The organism is Angustibacter speluncae, from assembly GCF_054777815.1.
Genome location: NZ_BAAHAF010000053.1, coordinates 17677 through 35388, shown reverse-complemented (window position 1 = coordinate 35388; position 17712 = coordinate 17677). Strand labels below are relative to the sequence as shown.

Here is a 17712-nt window from a genome sequence, read left to right as displayed (position 1 = left end):
GCGTGGACCACGGACGGACGGTCGACGACGGTCGCGACGCGCTCGACGTCTTCTCGGCGGTGGTGACGCGGGTCGCCGAGCAGGTGAGCCCGCACGTGGCCGCGGTGGCGGTGACGACCGCCCGCGGCGCGGCCGCGGGGTCGGCGGTGGTGCTCACCGACGACCGGCACCTGGTCACCAACGCCCACGTCGTGGCGGGGATGCGCACCGGGCGCGTGACCTTCCCGGACGGCGCGACCAGCGAGATCGACCTGGTCGGCGCCGACCCGCTCTCCGACCTGGCGGTCGTTCGCAGCCGCAGCGCCACGCCGCCGGCCGCCCGGTTCGGGGACGCCGACGGTCTGCGCGTCGGGCAGCTGGTGGTGGCGATCGGCAACCCGCACGGGCTCGCGGGTTCGCTGTCCGCGGGGGTCGTGTCGGGTCTGGGCCGGTCGCTGCCGACCCGCAGCGGCCGGGCGGCCCGGGTGGTCGAGGACGTCATCCAGACCGACGCGGCGCTGAACCCGGGCAGCTCCGGCGGTGCCCTGGCCGTCGCCGGGGGCGAGGTGGTCGGCATCAACACCGCGGTCGCCGGAGCGGGGCTCGGGCTGGCGGTGCCGGTCAACGCCACGACCCGCGAGATCCTCGCGACCCTGGTGCGCGACGGCCGGGTGCGGCGCGCCTACGTCGGCCTGGTGCTGTCGCCGCAGCCGGTGCCGCCGCGCTGGCACGCCCTGGCCGGCCGGGCGGCCGGTGCGGCGGTGGTCGAGGTCGTGCCCGGCAGCCCGGCGGCGTCGGCCGGTCTGCGTCCGGGCGACCTGCTGCTGCGCGCGGGCGGCGCCGACGTGCACGACGCCCGGGGGCTGCAGCGGCTGCTGGTCGGCGGCGCCGTCGGCGAGCGGCTCGAGATCACCGTCCTGCGCTCGGGGGCGATGGTCGACGTGGTCGTGGTGCCCAGCCTGCTCGAGGTCGAGGGCGGCTGACGGCGCACGGCTCCTCGGCGCGCCGGTGCCCGGCTCGACCCGGTCGGCGCGGAACGACCCGTCCGGCGGTACGCCGAAGCGCGTCGCGGGGTGAGCGGGCCGGTGCGGCGCAACTACGCTGGCGCTCGCCGTCCGCTCGGACGGGTCGTCAGGGAGGGGCGCCGCGGATGGTCGGGTCAGGGCAGCGCGTCCCGGCGACGCTCGAGTCCGTGGCGGCCGCAGCGGGTGTCTCCCGGGCGACGGCGAGCAGGGCGCTGCGCGGGTCGGCCCGGGTGAGCGACGCGACCCGCGACCGCGTCCGCGCGATCGCGGCGTCGATGGCCTACGTGCCCAACGCCGCCGCCCGCACCCTGGTCACCCGGCGCAGCGACGCCGTCGCGTTCGTCGTCTGCGAGCCCGAGGAGAAGTTCTTCTCCGACCCGTTCTTCGCCGCCGTGCTCAAGGGCGCGCACCGCGTCGTCGCGGCGCACCGGCTCCAGCTCGTCTTCGTCGTGGTGGCCACCGACGAGGACCGCGACCAGCTCGAGCGGTTCGCCTCGGGCGGCCACCTCGACGCGGCGATGTTCGTGTCGCTGCACGGGAGCGAGGACATGCCCGCCCGGCTCGCGGCGCTCGGGATCCCCGTGGTGCTCGCCGGCCGCTCGCTCGACCCCGCGGCCGCGGACCTGCCCGTCGTCGAGGTCGACAACGTGCAGGGGGCCGGAGTCGCGACGCAGCGGCTCGTGGACCGGGGCTGCACCCGGATCGCCACCATCAGCGGACCCACCGACATGGCCGGCTCGCTCGACCGCCTGTCCGGCTGGCGGTCGGCGATGGTCGCAGCGGGGCTGGTCCCGTCCGACGACGACGTCGTCACCGGCGACTACACCGTCGAGGGCGGGTACCGCGCGATGCACGAGCTGCTCGACCGCGAGCGGGGCGTCGACGGCGTCTTCGTGGCCAGCGACCTGATGGCGGCGGGGGCCCTGCGGGCCGTCTCCGAGCGCGGCCTGGCGGTGCCCGACGACGTCGCGGTCGTCGGGTTCGACGACATCCCGCTCGCGCAGGCGACCCACCCCCCGCTGACGACCGTCCACCACCCGATCGCCGAGCTCGGGCGCCGGATGGCGCTCTCGGTGGTCGCCGCCCTGGACGAGGGTGAGACGGCCCCGTCGCTGGTGCGCCTGCGCACCGAGCTCGTGGTGCGCTCGTCCGCCTGAACCGGAACGCAACGCGGGAGCGCTCTCGCATTTGTCGCCAGAAGTCGTTGACAAGCCCTGGCAGTGTCGGTGAGTCTGTGCGAGCGATGGTGCGAGAGCGCTCTCGCATCCTGCGGCACGATCGTGACGCCGGCCCCCAGGTGCCTCGACGGCGAGGCGGAAGGACCATCGACATGAGGACGAGTCGAGCACGGATGGCGACCGCGGCGGTCACGGCCGGAGCCATGCTGGCTCTCGCCGGCTGCGGGGGCGACGGCGAGGCCGCGGGCACCCCCGACGGCGGCGACATCGAGCTGAGCGTGAGCCTGTTCGGCACCTTCGGGTACGACGAGGCCGGTCTGTTCGACCAGTACGAGGACGAGAACCCCGGCATCACGATCCGGTACGAGACGACCCAGGGCGAGGACACCTACTGGCCGGCGCTGCTGACCAAGCTCAACGCCGGCAGCGGCACCGCCGACATCCAGGGCATCGAGGTCGCCCGCATCCGCACCGCGACGACCGAGCTCGCCGACAAGTGGGTCGACCTCACCGGGACGGCCGCGGCCGACCAGCTGGGCGAGTACACCCAGGCCAAGCAGGACGCCGCCACGACCGAGGACGGCAAGGTCGTCGGGATCGGCACCGACATCGGGCCGACCGGCATCTGCTACCGCACCGACCTGCTCGAGCAGGCGGGCCTGCCGACCGACCCCGACGAGCTGGCCGCCGAGATGGGTTCGTGGGAGGACTACCTCGCCCTCGGCGAGCAGTACAAGGCCTCGGCGCCCGCCGGGAGCGCGTGGACCGACTCGGCCGGCGGCCTCTACAACGCGATCATCTCCACCGAGGAGGAGATCTACTACGACGAGGCGGGCGAGCTCGTCTACGACTCCAACCCCGCCGTGCGGGACGCGTTCGACCTGGCCGCCACCGCGGCCGCGGGCGACCTCACCGCGAAGCTCGCCCAGTTCGAGGACCCGGAGTGGAACCCGGGCTTCGGCAACGGCGCGTTCGCGACCATCGCCTGCCCGTCCTGGATGATCGGCTACATCAAGGGCCAGGCCGGCGAGGAGGGCTCGGGCAAGTGGGGCGTCACCTCGCTGCCCGGCGGCGCGGCCGGCAACTGGGGCGGCGCGTACCTCGGCGTCCCCGCCGCCTCCGAGCACCAGGAGGAGGCGGTGAAGCTGGCGATGTGGCTGACCGCCCCCGAGCAGCAGGAGAAGGTGTTCGCTGTCGGCGGCAACTTCCCCTCGAACACCACCGCGATCGAGGCGGTCGCCGACACCACCGACGAGTACTTCAGCGGCGCACCGATCGGGCGCATCTTCGGTGAGATCGCCACGTCCGCGCCCACCCAGATCCTGGGCCCGGACGACGGCGTGCTGAAGAACGAGATCACCAACGCGCTGCTGACCGTCGAGGTCAACGACGTGAGCCCGGACGACGCCTGGACCGCGGCGCAGCGCGCCGTCGAGAACCAGCTGGGCTGACCTCCCGCGGGGTGGACGGGCGCGTACCGGCGCGCCCGTCCACCCACCCGGGGTCCGTCCCGCTCCCGCACGTCCCGATCCGTCCCGACCGAGGAGGCCGTCATGGCTGTCCAGACCCCGCCGCGCGCGGGTGCCGACGGCGTCCGGGTCGCCCAGGCACCACCGCCGAAGGCCCCCGCGGGGCTGCGCGCCCGGCTCTTCCGCCTCGAGCTGCGCGCCGCCCCGTACCTGTACGTCTCGCCGTTCTTCCTGCTGTTCCTCGCGTTCGGGCTGTTCCCGCTCGCCTGGACGGCGTGGATCAGCCTCAACGACTTCCAGCTCGGCTCGCCGATGGTGTTCGTCGGGCTCGAGAACTACCGGTGGCTCTTCGACAGCCCCGAGTTCTACAACTCGCTGTGGCGCACGATCACGATCGGCGTGCTGTCGACGGTGCCGCAACTGCTGCTCGCCCTCGGGCTGGCGCACCTGCTGAACTACCGGATGGTGGTGCGGAACTTCTTCCGCATCTCGATGCTGATGCCGTACGCCACCTCGGTCGCGGCGTCCACCCTGGTGTTCGCGCAGCTGTTCGGGCGCGACGCGGGCTTCGTGAACTGGGTGCTGTCGTGGTTCGGCGTCGACGCGATCGACTGGCGCAACGGCGACCTGTCGGCGCAGATCGCGATCGCGGTGATCGTCACCTGGCGGTGGACCGGGTACAACGCCCTGATCTACCTCGCCGGGATGCAGTCGATCTCGCAGGACCTGTACGAGTCGGCCGCGCTCGACGGCGCGAACCGGTGGCAGCAGTTCCGGCACATCACGCTGCCCGGCCTGCGCCCGACGATCCTGTTCACCGTCGTCGTTTCGACCATCGGCGCGACCCAGCTGTTCGGCGAGCCGCTGCTGTTCGGCAACGGCCAGGCCAACGGTGGCGCGCTCGGCCAGTACCAGACGCTCGGCCTGTTCATGTACCAGCAGGGCTGGGACTACTTCCAGCTCGGACGGGCGGCCACGATCGCCTGGGTCACCTTCGTCCTGGTGGTCCTGCTCGTCCTGCTCAACACCGGGATCGCCCGCTGGCGGACCCGAGACGCCAAGGGAGCCCGATGACCGCCGTACCCGTCCGCGACGTCGCCGCGGCCGCACCGCTCCCGACCCGGCCCTCGCGCCGGCGGCCGCGCCGCGGCGACCAGGCGGGACCCGTCGCGTACGTCCTGCTGGTCGTGACGGCCTTCCTGTTCCTCGCGCCCTTCTACTACATGATCGTCGCGGCGAGCCGGCCGATGTCCGAGATGAACCAGTTCCCGCCACCGCTCACGCCGGGGGACGGGTTGTGGCGCAACGTGGTCAGCGCGTGGGAGGCGCAGCCGCTCGGGCTGGCGATCTGGAACTCGGTGGCCGTCTCCAGCATCATCACCGTCACCACCGTCCTGCTGTGCACGCTGTCGGGCTTCGCGTTCGCCAAGCAGCGGTTCGCCGGCAAGAAGGTGCTGTTCACCATCACGGTGGGCACCATGATGATCCCGCCGACCCTCGGCATCGTCCCGCTCTACCAGGTGATGGCCGCCCTCGACCTCACCGGCAAGCTGTCCGCCGTCGTCCTGCCCTCGCTCGTCACCGCCTTCGGAGTCTTCTTCATGCGCCAGTACCTCGTGCAGGCCCTGCCCGACGAGCTGATCGAGGCCGCCCGCGTCGACGGCGCCACGTCGCTGCGGACGGTGTGGAGCATCGTGCTGCCGATCGCCCGGCCCGGGATGGCGGTGCTCGCGATGCTCACCTTCATGGCCGCGTGGAACGACTTCTTCTGGCCGGTGATCGCGCTGGTGTCGTCGAACCCGACCGTGCAGGTGGCGCTGAAGAACCTCGGCAGCGGGTACGTGCCCGACCAGGCGATCATCATGGCCGGCACGCTCGTCGGCACGCTGCCGGTGATCGTCGTCTTCGTCGTGCTGGGACGTCAGATCGTCAGCGGCATCATGGCCGGGGCGGTGAAGGGGTGACCGCCGTCGACGCGCGATCCACTGCGCCGCAGGCGTCCTCGGACGTCGCGGACCTCGCGTTCCCGCCCGGCTTCGTCTGGGGTGCGGCGACCGCTGCCTACCAGATCGAGGGCGCGCACGACGAGGACGGGCGCACGCCGTCGGTCTGGGACACGTTCTCGCGCACCCCGGGCAAGGTGCACGGCGGCGACACCGGTGACGTCGCCGACGACCACTACCACCGCTACCGCGACGACGTCGCGCTGATGCGCCGGCTCGGCCTGGCGTCCTACCGGTTCTCGATCGCCTGGCCGCGCATCACGCCAGGAGTCACCCCGGACGCGCTCGGCCCGGTGAACCCGCAGGGGCTGGGCTTCTACGACCGGCTGGTCGACGAGCTGCTCGCGGCGGGCATCACGCCGGCCGCGACGCTGTACCACTGGGACCTGCCGCAGGCGCTCGAGGACGGCGGCGGCTGGACCGACCGCCGCACCGCGGAGCGGTTCGGCGAGTACGCGGCCGTCGTGGCGCAGGCGCTGGGCGACCGGCTGAGCACCGTCATCACGCTGAACGAGCCGTGGTGCTCGGCCTACCTGGGCTACGCCAGCGGCGTGCACGCCCCGGGCCGCACCGAGCCCGCCTCGGCCCTGGCGGCGGTGCACCACCTCAACCTGGCCCACGGCCTCGGCACGCTCGCCGTGCGCGAGCACGCGCCCGGCGTCCCCGTCGCGATCACGCTCAACCTGGCCTGGGTGCGCCCGCAGGACCCGGCCGCCCCGGCCGACGTCGACGCCGCGCGCCGGGTCGACGGCCTGCAGAACCGGGTGTTCCTCGACCCCGTGCTGCACGGGCGGTACCCGGCCGACGTCCTGGTCGACACCGCCGGCGTCACCGACTGGGCGTTCGTGCGCGACGGCGACCTCGAGGTGGTGCAGCAGCCGCTCGACGCGATCGGGCTGAACTACTACTCGCCGACGGTCGTCCGCGCGTGGGACGGCACGAGCGAGCGCCAGGAGGCCGACGGCCACGGCGCGAGCACGCACAGCCCGTGGGTGGGCAGCGAGGACGTCGAGTTCCCCGAGCCCGCAGGGCCGCTGACCGCGATGGGCTGGCCGGTCGACGCCGAGGGCCTGCACCGGCTGCTGGTGCGGCTGCACGAGGAGGCGCCCGGCGTGCCGGTGCACGTCACCGAGAACGGCGCCGCCTACCCCGACGTCGTCTCGGCCGACGGCGCCGTGCACGACGCCGACCGGATCGCCTACGTCGACGACCACCTGCGGGCGGTGCACCGGGCGATCGGCGACGGCGTCGACGTGCGCGGCTACTACCTGTGGTCGCTGCTCGACAACTTCGAGTGGGGCTACGGCTACTCGAAGCGGTTCGGCATCGTCCACGTCGACTACGACACCCAGGTGCGCACGCCCAAGGACAGCGCCCACTGGTACGCCGAGGTCATCCGGCGGAACGGCCTGGCGTCCGGGTGAGCTCGTCGGCAGTGCGCTGGGGCGTGGTGGGGACCGGCCCCATCGCGACGAAGGTCGTCGGCGACCTCCGGCTGACCCCCGGCGCTGTCGTGCACGGCGTGTGCTCGCGCACCGTCTCGGGCGCAACGGCTTTCGCCGACGCCCACGGTGCGGCGGCGACGTACACCGACGTCGGGGCCCTGGCCGCCGACGTCGACGTCGTGTACGTGGCCACCCCACACACGACGCACCTCGAGGCGGCCGTCGCGGCGATGCGGACGGGGACGGCGGTGCTCGTCGAGAAGCCGCTCACCGCGACGCTCGCCGGTGCGGAGCGGCTCGTCGAGGTGGCGCGCGAGCAGGACGTCTTCTGCATGGAGGCGATGTGGACGCGCTTCCTGCCGGTGACCGCCGCCCTGCTCGACGTCGTCCGCAGCGGTGAGGCGGGCCGTCCGAGGGCGCTGCACGCCTCGGTCGGGTCCGTCGTGCCGGCGGTGCCGGGCGGACGGCTGCACGACCCGCGGCAGGGCGGTGGCGCGCTGCTCGACATCGGCGTCTACGCGGTCTGGCTGGCCCACCTGCTGCTCGGGCCGGTCGCCGCCGTCCGCGCGGCGGGTGAGGTCTCGGACGACGGCGTCGACGTGCTGGGCGGGCTGCTGCTGACGCACGAGGACGGCGGGATCTCGCTGCTGTCGGCGACGTTCAGCAGCGACGCCCCGGACGACGCCGTCCTGCAGGGGACGGCGGGTCGCGTCCGGGTCGAGGCGCCGCTGTGGTCGCCGTCCGGGCTGGGCGTGCGGTCGGCGGCGGGGAGCGACCGCGACGTCAGGGTGCCGGCCACCGGCGCCGGGTACGTGCACGTGCTCGAGCACGTGCAGGAGTGCGTCCGGGCCGGGTTGACCGAGAGCCCGCTGCACCCGCTCGCCACGACGCTCGCGGTGGCGGAGGTGCTCGAGCAGGCGCTCGGGCAGCTCGGGGTGGCCCGGCCGGACGAGCTGGCCGCGGTGCGGGTCGGGTCCTGAGGTGGTCGACGTCGCGGAGCGGCTGACGCAGTGGCGCCTCCACCACGGCGAGTGCCCGGTCTGGTGGCCCGACGGGTCGCTGCGCCTGGTCGACATGCTGGCCGGCGACCTCGTGCACCTCGTCGGTCCGGACGAGCTGGTGCGGACGCACGTCGGTGACGCGGTCGCGGCTCCCCGCCCCCGTCGCGGCGGCGGCGCCGTGCTCGGGGTCGACCACGGCTTCGCGCTGCTGGACGAGGACGGGACGGTCGATTGGGTGCTCGCCGACGTCGGCGGCGTCCCCGGCGCGCGGATGAACGACGGGGCGTGCGACCCGCACGGCCGGTACTGGTGCGGCACCCTCGGGGAGACGCCCGGTACCGCAGCGCTGCACCGGCTCGACCCCGACGGGACGGTGACCACCGTGCTGCGCGGTGTCTCCACGTCGAACGGGCTCGGGTGGACGTCCGACGGGCTCACGGCGTACTACGTCGACAGCGGCACCGGACGCGTCGACCTGCTGCGGACCACCGCGGACGGCGAGGTCGCCGGACGCATCCCGTTCGCGACGCCCCCGCGCGGGGTGCCGGACGGGCTGACCGTCGACGAGGCCGACGGCGTGTGGGTCGCGCTCTGGGACGGCGGCGCGGTCGTCCGGTACACCGCCGCCGGCGAGCTCGACCGCGTCGTCGAGCTGCCGACCCCCCGGGTGACCGCGTGCGCGCTCGGTGGCGACGACCTGCGGACGCTGTACGTCACGACGTCGCAGCTCGATCTCGACCACGACGACGGTTGCGCGGGAGCGGTGTTCACCGTCCGGGCGGACGTGCCCGGCGTGCCTGTCGCCGACTTCGCCGGATGACGCGGACGTCGGCGTGGTGGGCCCCGTGGGGCTCGAACCCACAACCTACGGATTAAAAGTCCGCAGCTCTGCCAATTGAGCTAGAGGCCCCGGGTGGTGCAGCCGCACGAGGCCGCCTTCCCCGGCTCATCGTAGAGGCCGCCGGGGAGCGCGTGGCAGCGCGACCGCGTACCGACGCGTCGGTGCCGGGTCCACACCGGACCGGATGCAGGTCCGTTCCGGCGCCGACCCCGCCGCCCCGGTCCGCAGCGGACGGGCCCGCCCCACCGCGGGGTCACCGGCACCCGTAGCGTGCCCGCAGTCGTCCGGGAGGAGGGGCATGGCCAGGAGCAAGCGCATCACGCTCGCCGACGTGGCGACCGCCGCCGGCGTCTCCTCGGCCACGGCGTCCCTCGTGCTGTCCGGACGGGCCCGCGACCTGCGAATCTCCGAGGCCGTCCAGCAGCGCGTCCGCGCGACCGCCGACGAGCTCGGGTACCGGCCGAACATCGTCTCGGTCGGCCTGAGCACCGGTACCTCGCGCACGCTCGGGTTCGTCTCCGACACCGTCGCGACCTCCCGGCTCGCGGGCGACCTGATCCAGGGCGCGCTGTCGGCGGCGCTCGACCACGGCTTCATGCTGTTCACCGCCGAGTCGGGCGGCGACCCTGCGACCGAGCGCCGGCTGCTGGAGGCGATGCTCGACCGGCAGGTCGACGGCATTCTGCTCGCGTCGATGTTCACCCACCTGCGGGTGCTGCCCGATCTGCTCGACCAGGTCCCCGCCGTGCTGCTGAACACCCTGAGCCACGACGCGACGCCGATCCCGTCGGTCGTGCCCGACGAGCTGGAGGCCGGGCGGGCCGCCGCCCGGATGCTGCTCGAGGCCGGTCACCGGGAGATCCACCTGGTCGGGGCCGGACCGTCCGCCCACGACGTGCCGCCGGGCACGGTGGCGGGTCGCGAGCGGTTGGCGGGCATCACCGAGGTGCTCGCCGCCGAGGGGCTCGAGCCGGCCACCGGCCACCGCTGCCTCGACTGGATCCCGCCGGAGGGCTGGCGGGCGACCCGGGACCTGGTGGACTCGTGGGGGGTCCCGCGCGCGCTGATCTGCTTCAACGACCGCCTCGCGTTCGGGGCGTACCAGGCCCTGGGCGAGTCCGGCCTGCGGGTGCCCGACGACGTCTCGGTGGTCTCCTTCGACGACTCCCAGCTCGCCGAGTGGCTGCGCCCCGGGTTGTCCTCGCTCGCCATCCCCCACTACGACATGGGTCGCCGCGCCGTCGACCTGCTGGTCTCGGCGGTGGAGCGCAGGCGGGACGGGACGTCGCCGGTCGTCGAGATCGGGCCCGGCACCGTCCACCGCCTGCCCATGCCGCTCGCCGACCGCGCCTCTGTCGCCGCAGCCCGCCCCCGCGCCCCACGCTGAACCCGGCGAAGGCGCGACTTCGGACAACCATTGACCAGTCGCCGCGAACGGGTCTAGCGTGCGATCTGCTCAAGCGGTTTAGCAGGGCAATCTCACCGGTCCAGCCATCGCCGTCGCCCTGTCCGCGAACCCACCGGCCCCCGTGCCGGCGAGCTCCCAGGCGACGTGGACGTCGTCAGCCGGGCCGCGGTGCGCCGCGCAGGCTCCGTCCGTCCGCGGCGCGACCCCACGACGGGACGGAGGGACGCAGAGGGGCACGCAGACCCCGGGACCGGTCCTGCCCGACCGGAGCACGCGACGACACACGCCTGGTACGAGGGAGTATCGAGTGAGCAGCACGAGCACGCGACGCACGGTCAGACGCACCGTCGGACTGCTCGCGTCGGTGGCGCTGGGGGTGGGTGTCCTCGCGGCGTCCCCCGCCCTCGCCGCGGACGCCCGCACCGAGGGTCCGACCATCACCGCGAACGACAGCTCGCCGACCGGCTACACGGTCACGTTCGTCTACAAGAACCCGCAGGCCACCCAGGTCCGCCTCGCCGGCGACCTCACCCTGCTCGGGCTGGGGTCCGGCACGACCCGCTACCAGCCGGAGGCGTGGCAGACCGGCCGCTACCACTCGGGTGGCACCGAGTTCCTGCGCGACATGACCAAGGACGCGGACGGCTACTGGTCGGTCTCGCTGCCCCTGCACGCTGGCGCGATCAGCTACTGGTACCGCGTGTGGGACCCCACCCGCGGCTGGGAGAACAAGCGGATCTGGGACCCGGCCTCCACCGACCCCCGTCCGCCCGGTGACCAGTCGTTCCGCACCCGCAACAACGACGTCCTGGACGCGGTGCGAGTGCCCTACTCGCCGAAGCAGGACGACCCGGTGCTCGAGCAGCGGGCGCGGTACGAGCTGCCGGCTGCCGACCCCGCCGACCGGGGAAGCGTGCAGTACGTCGAGTACACGACGATCCTGGGCGACGACGGCCACTACCTGGGCGTCTACCTCCCACCGGGCTACGACCCGGACCGGGCAGAGCCCTACAAGGTCGTGTACCTGGCGCACGGGATCTTCGGCGACGAGACCGACTTCATGGTCCCCGCGAGCGTGCCGTACATCCTCGACAACATGACGGCCCGCGGCGAGATCGAGCCCACCGTGGCGATCACGATGGGCAACCACTTCACCGGGGACAGCCTCGGGTTCGCGTCGTACAACCAGCAGAACGCGGCCGACAACCTGGTGCGGACGATCCTGCCGTTCGTCGAGGAGCGGTACAACGTCTCCGACGAGCGCGAGGGTCGTGCGTACGGCGGCTTCTCGTACGGCGGCATGACCGGCGGCGTGGTCATGCGCAGCTACCCGACCACGTTCGGCTACTACGGCCACTTCTCGGGCAACCCCTCCCTCACCGAGGCCCAGTACGACGCGGTCGCGGCCGCCGTGGGCACCAACGGGATGGAGGTGTTCCTCGGCAACGGCGTCTTCGAGGGGACGCTGGACCGGCAGAACGCCATCGCCGAGAGCTTCCGCTCGCGAGGCGTGCCGGCGTCGACGGCCCAGGTGCCCGGTGCCCACGACGGTATGACGGCCGGGCAGCTGTTCACCAGCTACGCCCGGGACCACCTGTGGCGCAACGCCGACCTGCGTGACGGGATCCCGGTCGAGGCAGTGATCCCCGAGGGCGAGGACGGTGTCCTCGCGATGACCGTGGCGGACTTCGGTGACGCCGTGCAGCTCTCGGCACCCGAGAACACGGGCGACCGGCTGCGGTTCACCGGCGAGCTGCCCGAGGTCACGGTCACCGACTCGCGCACCAGCGAGCAGGCGGGCCAGGGCGGCTGGGCGGTCAGCGGGCAGTCCGACGCGTTCACGTCCACCGGGCAGTCGATCTCGGCCGCCCACCTCGGGTGGACGCCGGAGGTGCTGACCCCGCGTCCGGGCCTGGTGCCCGGCGCGACCGTGGGCACCGCGCTCGACGGCGGTCCGGGCCTCGCGGTGCCGGCCAGGCTCGCCTCGGCCGACGCCCAAGGTAGGTACGGCACGGCGTCGCTCGGCGCCGGCCTGCGGCTCGAGGTACCGGTCGGCACCCAGCCCGGTACCTACACCGGGATGCTCACCGTGTCGCTGTTCCCGGTCGACTGACGACACCCAGATCGAGGCGTGGCCGACCGGCGGACCCGGTCGGCCACGCCTCACCCCGGAGGACCCGCTCGATGTCCCGCACGACGCACTGCACGAGGCACGTCACGCACTGCACGACGCACCGCACGACGACGAAGCGACTCGTCCTGCTGCTGACCCCGCTGGTCTGGGCGCTCGCGCTCACCGGCGCGGCCACGCCGCCGGCGACGACGTGGGCGCTGCGTCCCGCGACGGCGGAGGGACCGGACGACCGGGTCTCGCTGCGCCACGAGGTCGAGGCCGGGACGGGGGTCGACGACCTGGTCGCGGTCACCAACTTCGGCGACAGACCGGCGACGTTCGCGGTGTACGCCGGCGGTGGGACGGTCACCGCCGACGGCGGCTTCGACCTGCTGCCGGCCGACGCACCCGACCAGGGTGCCGGGGGGTGGGTCGCCGTCGGACCGGTCGCCGGGGCCAGGGACCGTCCCGGCGGCGGGGTGGTGCTGGAGGTCGGCCCCGCCTCGACGGTGGTGGTCCCCGTCCGGATCGACGTACCGGCCGACGCCGCACCGGGCGACCACCCTGTCGGTGTCGTGGCCGAGCTGGTCGGCGACGCCGGGGGCGGCGTGCAGCTCGCCTCCCGGGTGGGCGTCCGGGTGCACCTGCGGGTGGGCGGCGACGTGCGTGCCGACCTGGGCCCGGCTGCGGTGCGCACCACCTACTCCCCGTCGTGGAACCCGTTCTCGCGCGGCGAGGTCACCGTCGTCTTCGACCTGCGCAACGACGGCAACGTCCGGCTCGGCGCCGACTCGGTGGTCTCGCTCGCAGGCCCTGGTGGCCTCGCCGGTTCGACCGCGTCCGCGCAGCAGCGCGAGGTGCTGCCCGGCTCGAGCGCGACCGTCAGCGTCCGGCTGCCCGTCGCGCCGCTCTTCCGGTCGTCCGGCCAGGTCGCCTCCACCCCCGCGAGCGTCGGCGCGGACGACGTACCGGTCGAGCTCGTCACCGCGCGGTCGTCGTTCGAGGTGTGGACCGTGCCGTGGTCGCAGCTCGTGCTGCTCGCCGCGCTCGTGCTCGGGGTGGTCGTCGTCCGCGTGCTCCGCCGACGGTCGGCCGCGCGGGTGCAGGCGCGCATCGACGCGGCGGTCGCGGCGGCGACCCGGCCCGCGCCCGTCGGGGTGGGAGGTGCGACGCCGACCGACCCGTGACCCGGCGCCGCTCGCGCCGCCCCCGCGTCCGAGACAACCCTCACAACGTCATCCCCACCCAGAGAGGCTCTTTCATGTCGAGACGTCATCGCGTCGCCCTGGTCGCCGGCGCGGCCGCCGGCGCACTGCTCCTCGCCGGCGGCACCGCCGGCGCCGCATCCGCAGCCAAGCCCGCCGGCATCCTGCAGGTGGTGCCCATCACCGAGGTGCTCTCCTACGGTCAGAAGGTCACGGCTGTGGCCGTGAAGTACTCGCAGGCGGTCGATCCCAGCAACCTGGACACCGGCAGCTTCACGGTCTCGGACAGCCTCTACAACTTCCGCTTCAACCCGATCGCCGACCTCACCGACCCGACCAAGCGGGCGGACCGCACCGTGACGGCGGTCTACACCAACGACACCCCGTCGCTCGAGGCCGACAAGCAGTCCGACCGCGGCCGGTACGTCATCGTCGAGCTCGCGCCCCGCGACCCGGGCGGCAGCACCATCATCGCCTGGCAGGGCGGAGTCAAGGTCAACACCGACCTCCAGACGCGAGTCGTCCAGAACGACAAGGTGCACGGGCTCGTCGGGCAGGGCCAGGGGCGCGGCCCGGTGCTCGCGCGGCCGTCGCTCACCCAGTACGCCCCCACCCAGCCCGCCGTGAACGTGCTGGCGGACGACTTCACCTACGAGCGCTTCACCGGCTCGACGGGCACCGTGCTGCCGTACGCGTACCACGTGCCGGAGGACTACGACCCCTCGCGCGCGTACCCGCTGCTGGTCATCCTGCCGGGGTTCGGTCAGGGCTACATCGAGGCCCCGGACGGGACGAACAACGAGGGCGTGCAGGTGGTCTCGGACATCCCGGCGGTCGCGTGGCTGCAGGAGTCCTGGACGGGCACCGACGAGGACGTCATCGTGATCGCCCCGCAGAACCGGCGCACCGGGACGCCGGCCGCGCAGTCGAACCTGGTCGTGGAGCTGCTCGCGCAGTTCGGTCAGCAGTACTCGGTCGACCAGGACCGCATCTACGCCTCGACCGTGTCGTACGGCTCGACCCTGGCCTGGGCGACCCTGCAGAACCACCCCGGCCTGTTCGACGCGGCGCTCGTGACGGGCGGGTTCGTGGCGAGCGAGGCGCAGGCACAGGCGATCGCGGCGTCCGAGACGCCGGTGTGGGTCACCCACGGCACCGGCGACCACCTGCTGCCGGTCGTGACCACCGGCCAGACCTCGTTCAACCGGATCTGGGCCGCGTACGTCGCCGCGGGCAAGACGCCTGCGCAGGCGACGGCGCTGGTGAAGTACACCGAGTACCCGCTGGCGGCCTTCTACGAGCCCGACCAGCACCTGGCGGCGGCCCCGACCTACGAGGACCCGTCGATCCTGCGGTGGCTGCTCGCGCAGTGAGCGAGCGGCGCTGACGGTGCGGGGTCGGGACGTGCGCGCGACGTCCCGGCCCCGTCCCGCGCGCGGACGGGTCAGACCCGGGTGGCGACCGACCCGCGCAGGCGCAGCGGCATCGGCACCCGGTGGGTCGTCGCCCGCGCAGGGGGCCCGGACGCTACGGCGTCGAGCAGCAGGTGAACGGCGCGGCGTCCGAGCTCGTGGTGGGGGATCGCGAACGTGGTGAGGCCCGGCCGCAGCCAGTCCGCGATCGGGTGGTCGTCGAAGGACACCACGCCCACGTCGGCCGGCACGGCCAGGCCACGCTCCTGCACCGCCTGGAAGACGCCCATCGCCAGCCGGTCGTTGAAGGTGACCACACCCGGCGCCCGGCCGCCGCGGCGCGGCCGGTCGAGCACCGCGTGCATCGCCTCGTAGCCCTCGGGCGGGTGCCACGCCGCGTGGAGCCGCCCGCTCGCGGGCTCCAGCCCGGCCTCGCCCAGCACCTCGAGGATGCCGGCGAGCCGCTCGGCGGCGGCGACGCCGCCCTCGGGCACGTCGTCCGGCGTGGGACCCGCCCCGACCAGGTGGATCTCGCGGTGGCCGGCCGCGAGCAGCAACCGGGCGGCGGCCCGGCCCGCCTCGAGCTCGTCCGGGACGACCACCGGCACGCCGCGCCGGCGGCCCTGCGGCAGCGCGTTGAGCAGCACGGCCGGCACCTGCTCGAGCCGGGTGGGCACGCGCCGCCGCTGCGTGTACATCGACGCCAGCACGATGCCGTCGACCTGGCGGTCGAGCATCGCGTCGAGCAGCTGGCGCTCGACGGCGTCGTCACCCTCGTCCTCGCCGATGAACAGCATGTAGCCGCGCTCGCGCGCCGCCTCGAGCGCGCCCTTGATCATGTCGCCCGCGAGCTGCGACGTCGCGACGGTGTCGGACACGAAGCCGAGCGTGCGGGTCGTGCCCTTGCGCAGCCCGATCGAGGCGATGTTCGGTCGGTAGCCGAGCGAGGTCGCGACCGAGCGCACGCGCTGCTGCACCATGTCGGAGATGCGCAGCTCGTCGCCGCGTCCGGACAGCACGAGCGACGCGGTCGGCGACGACACCCCCGCCGACCTGGCGACGTCCGCCAGGGTCACCCGCTGTCGTCCCATCGGACCCCCTCTGCCGGGCACATCGTAACCAGGTCGTGACCGCCGTCCCGGCGCCGTCGGCGGGACGCTTGACAGGTGCGGCGCTCGGGCCGACACTGCCACTGCTAACACGATTTAGCACACCTCCCGGACTCCCCGGGGCGGCGACGTAGATCGGAAGGAGACACCGGTGTCTCGACGTGGTGGAAGGACCCCGGGCCGGGTGGCGGCCCTCGCGCTGCTCGCCGGCAGCGCGCTCGTGCTCGCGGGCTGCAGCGGACCCGGCAGCGACCCCGCCCCCAGCGGCGGCGACGACGCGGCCCCGACCTTCGCCGAGGACGGCCCGAGCTGCGGCGACGACCCGGTGGAGCTGAGCGCCTACATCGAGACCGGCTTCCCGCTCCCCAAGGCGCTGATGGACGAGTTCACGAAGCAGAACCCGAACGTCACCTTCGACATCCGCGAGGACCAGTTCGCCGTCATCACCCAGAACGCGCCGCGGGTGCTGTCCGACGACCCGCCGGACCTGATGCGCCTGCCGCAGGTGTCCGAGCTGGCCGCCGACGGCCTGCTGCTCGACCTCGACCCGTACGCCGAGGCGCTGGGCTGGGACCAGTGGCCGGCCTCGCAGCTGGAGCAGATGCGCGTCGACGAGGACGGCCGTCGCGGTGACGGCCCGCTGTACGCGATGGGCCTCAACTCCTCGCTCACCGGCATCTTCTACAACAAGGACCTGGCCTCGCAGATCGGCATGACCGAGCCGCCCGCGACCCTCGACGAGCTCGACCAGGCCATGGCCGACGCGAAGGCGGCGGGCATCGTCCCGCTGGCGCAGTTCAACGGCGGTGCCACCGGCGGGCTCGCGTTCCCGCTGCAGGGGCTGATGGCCGCGTACGGTCCGCCGGCCGACATCAACTCGTGGATCTTCCAGCAGCCCGGTGCCACCATCGACACGCCGACCAACCTCGAGGCGGCCGAGCACCTGCAGCGCTGGGTCGAGGCCGGCTACTTCGCCGACGACGTGAACTCCATGGACTACGCCACGATGATGAGCCGCTTCATCGGCGGCGAGAGCCTGTTCATCTTCAACGGCGACTGGGAGTCCGGGAACCTCGACACCCAGATGGCGGGCAAGGCGGGATTCTTCCTGGTGCCCCCGGCCGAGGAGGGCGGGTCGCAGGGAGCGATGTCCGCGCCGCTCACCTACGGCGTCTCGGCGAACGCCGAGCACCCCGAGTGCGCAGCGGTGTTCCTCGACTGGGCGGCGACCGACGAGACCGCCCGGACGATCTCGGTCGAGGTCGGCGGCTCGCGTCCGATGGGTCCTGCCGACGCCTTCATGCCCGAGGTCGCGGCCGACACCGTCACCGCCCAGACCCTCGAGGCCGGCGCGCAGATCGGCGAGGTCGACGGCGCGATGGACTTCATCGCGAACGCGACCGGTGCGATCTACGCGCAGAGCTGGACGCCGAACCTGCAGAAGCTCGTGGCCGGGGAGCAGGACGCCGCCGGTCTGCTGACGGCGGTGCAGGCGGACTACGAGAGCCAGATCGGCGGCTGACG

General features: G+C 73.5%; 14 protein-coding genes and 1 tRNA gene. 13 read left to right on the top strand and 2 right to left on the bottom strand.

The genetic code is table 11. The annotated features are described in order from the left end of the window. Window positions 1-2: 2 nt before the first annotated feature. From ACYVKY_RS05885 to ACYVKY_RS05850, 8 genes are all read left to right on the top strand, one after another. A complete protein-coding gene (locus ACYVKY_RS05885) occupies window positions 3-962 on the top strand; it encodes a S1C family serine protease (protein ID WP_460434043.1) in 960 nt (319 codons plus the stop codon). Window positions 963-1171: 209 nt separating this feature from the next. After that, window positions 1172-2161, top strand: coding sequence for a LacI family DNA-binding transcriptional regulator (locus ACYVKY_RS05880; protein WP_460434042.1), 990 nt, complete (start codon window positions 1172-1174; stop codon window positions 2159-2161). A 173-nt stretch (window positions 2162-2334) separates the two neighbouring features. Next, window positions 2335-3633: an ABC transporter substrate-binding protein gene (locus tag ACYVKY_RS05875; protein WP_460434041.1), complete on the top strand. Its 1299-nt coding sequence runs from the start codon at window positions 2335-2337 to the stop codon at window positions 3631-3633. Window positions 3634-3735: 102 nt separating this feature from the next. Then, a complete protein-coding gene (locus ACYVKY_RS05870; RefSeq protein ID WP_460434040.1) occupies window positions 3736-4725 on the top strand; it encodes a carbohydrate ABC transporter permease in 990 nt (329 codons plus the stop codon). Next, window positions 4722-5615 (top strand): carbohydrate ABC transporter permease, encoded by an 894-nt coding sequence (locus tag ACYVKY_RS05865; protein WP_460434039.1) that lies wholly within the window; start codon window positions 4722-4724, stop codon window positions 5613-5615. The genes ACYVKY_RS05870 and ACYVKY_RS05865 overlap by 4 nt, the downstream gene beginning before the upstream one ends. After that, window positions 5612-7078, top strand: coding sequence for a glycoside hydrolase family 1 protein (locus ACYVKY_RS05860; RefSeq protein WP_460434038.1), 1467 nt, complete (start codon window positions 5612-5614; stop codon window positions 7076-7078). Before ACYVKY_RS05865 ends, ACYVKY_RS05860 begins: the two co-directional genes overlap by 4 nt. Then, window positions 7075-8079: a Gfo/Idh/MocA family protein gene (locus ACYVKY_RS05855; RefSeq protein WP_460434037.1), complete on the top strand. Its 1005-nt coding sequence runs from the start codon at window positions 7075-7077 to the stop codon at window positions 8077-8079. The genes ACYVKY_RS05860 and ACYVKY_RS05855 overlap by 4 nt, the downstream gene beginning before the upstream one ends. 1 nt (window position 8080) lies before the next feature. Beyond that, complete coding sequence (locus tag ACYVKY_RS05850) at window positions 8081-8920, top strand: SMP-30/gluconolactonase/LRE family protein (protein WP_460434036.1); 840 nt, start codon at window positions 8081-8083, stop codon at window positions 8918-8920. A 14-nt stretch (window positions 8921-8934) separates the two neighbouring features. Here the strand turns inward: ACYVKY_RS05850 and ACYVKY_RS05845 are convergent. Further along, a tRNA-Lys gene (locus ACYVKY_RS05845) sits at window positions 8935-9010 on the bottom strand. A 229-nt stretch (window positions 9011-9239) separates the two neighbouring features. Between ACYVKY_RS05845 and ACYVKY_RS05840 the strand changes: the two genes are divergently transcribed. The 4 genes from ACYVKY_RS05840 (at window position 9240) to ACYVKY_RS05825 (ending at window position 15040) form a co-directional block, all read left to right on the top strand. Then, window positions 9240-10328, top strand: coding sequence for a LacI family DNA-binding transcriptional regulator (locus tag ACYVKY_RS05840; protein ID WP_460434035.1), 1089 nt, complete (start codon window positions 9240-9242; stop codon window positions 10326-10328). A gap of 328 nt (window positions 10329-10656) precedes the next feature. Next, window positions 10657-12462, top strand: a complete 1806-nt coding sequence (locus ACYVKY_RS05835; RefSeq protein ID WP_460434034.1) for an alpha/beta hydrolase — start codon at window positions 10657-10659, stop codon at window positions 12460-12462. 71 nt (window positions 12463-12533) lie between these two features. Then, a complete protein-coding gene (locus ACYVKY_RS05830; protein WP_460434033.1) occupies window positions 12534-13649 on the top strand; it encodes a COG1361 family protein in 1116 nt (371 codons plus the stop codon). Window positions 13650-13723: 74 nt separating this feature from the next. Further along, a complete protein-coding gene (locus ACYVKY_RS05825; RefSeq protein ID WP_460434032.1) occupies window positions 13724-15040 on the top strand; it encodes a hypothetical protein in 1317 nt (438 codons plus the stop codon). 71 nt (window positions 15041-15111) lie between these two features. Here ACYVKY_RS05825 and ACYVKY_RS05820 read toward each other — a convergent pair whose 3' ends face one another. Further along, window positions 15112-16170, bottom strand: a complete 1059-nt coding sequence (locus ACYVKY_RS05820; RefSeq protein WP_460434031.1) for a LacI family DNA-binding transcriptional regulator — start codon at window positions 16168-16170, stop codon at window positions 15112-15114. A 202-nt stretch (window positions 16171-16372) separates the two neighbouring features. Here ACYVKY_RS05820 and ACYVKY_RS05815 point away from each other — a divergent pair, with 202 nt between their 5' ends. Beyond that, window positions 16373-17710 carry an ABC transporter substrate-binding protein gene (locus tag ACYVKY_RS05815; RefSeq protein ID WP_460434030.1) on the top strand — a complete coding sequence of 446 codons (1338 nt, stop codon included), beginning with the start codon at window positions 16373-16375 and terminating at the stop codon, window positions 17708-17710. Window positions 17711-17712 lie beyond the last annotated feature (2 nt).

Bases quoted from the DNA above. Each gene is read 5' to 3' on its own strand.
- ACYVKY_RS05875 (WP_460434041.1), top strand. From the start codon at position 2,335: ATGAGGACGAGTCGAGCACGGATGGCGACCGCGGCGGTCACGGCCGGA.
- ACYVKY_RS05870 (WP_460434040.1), top strand. From the start codon at position 3,736: ATGGCTGTCCAGACCCCGCCGCGCGCGGGTGCCGACGGCGTCCGGGTC.
- ACYVKY_RS05865 (WP_460434039.1), top strand. From the start codon at position 4,722: ATGACCGCCGTACCCGTCCGCGACGTCGCCGCGGCCGCACCGCTCCCG.
- ACYVKY_RS05840 (WP_460434035.1), top strand. From the start codon at position 9,240: ATGGCCAGGAGCAAGCGCATCACGCTCGCCGACGTGGCGACCGCCGCC.
- ACYVKY_RS05830 (WP_460434033.1), top strand. From the start codon at position 12,534: ATGTCCCGCACGACGCACTGCACGAGGCACGTCACGCACTGCACGACG.
- ACYVKY_RS05825 (WP_460434032.1), top strand. From the start codon at position 13,724: ATGTCGAGACGTCATCGCGTCGCCCTGGTCGCCGGCGCGGCCGCCGGC.
- ACYVKY_RS05820 (WP_460434031.1), bottom strand. From the start codon at position 16,170: ATGGGACGACAGCGGGTGACCCTGGCGGACGTCGCCAGGTCGGCGGGG.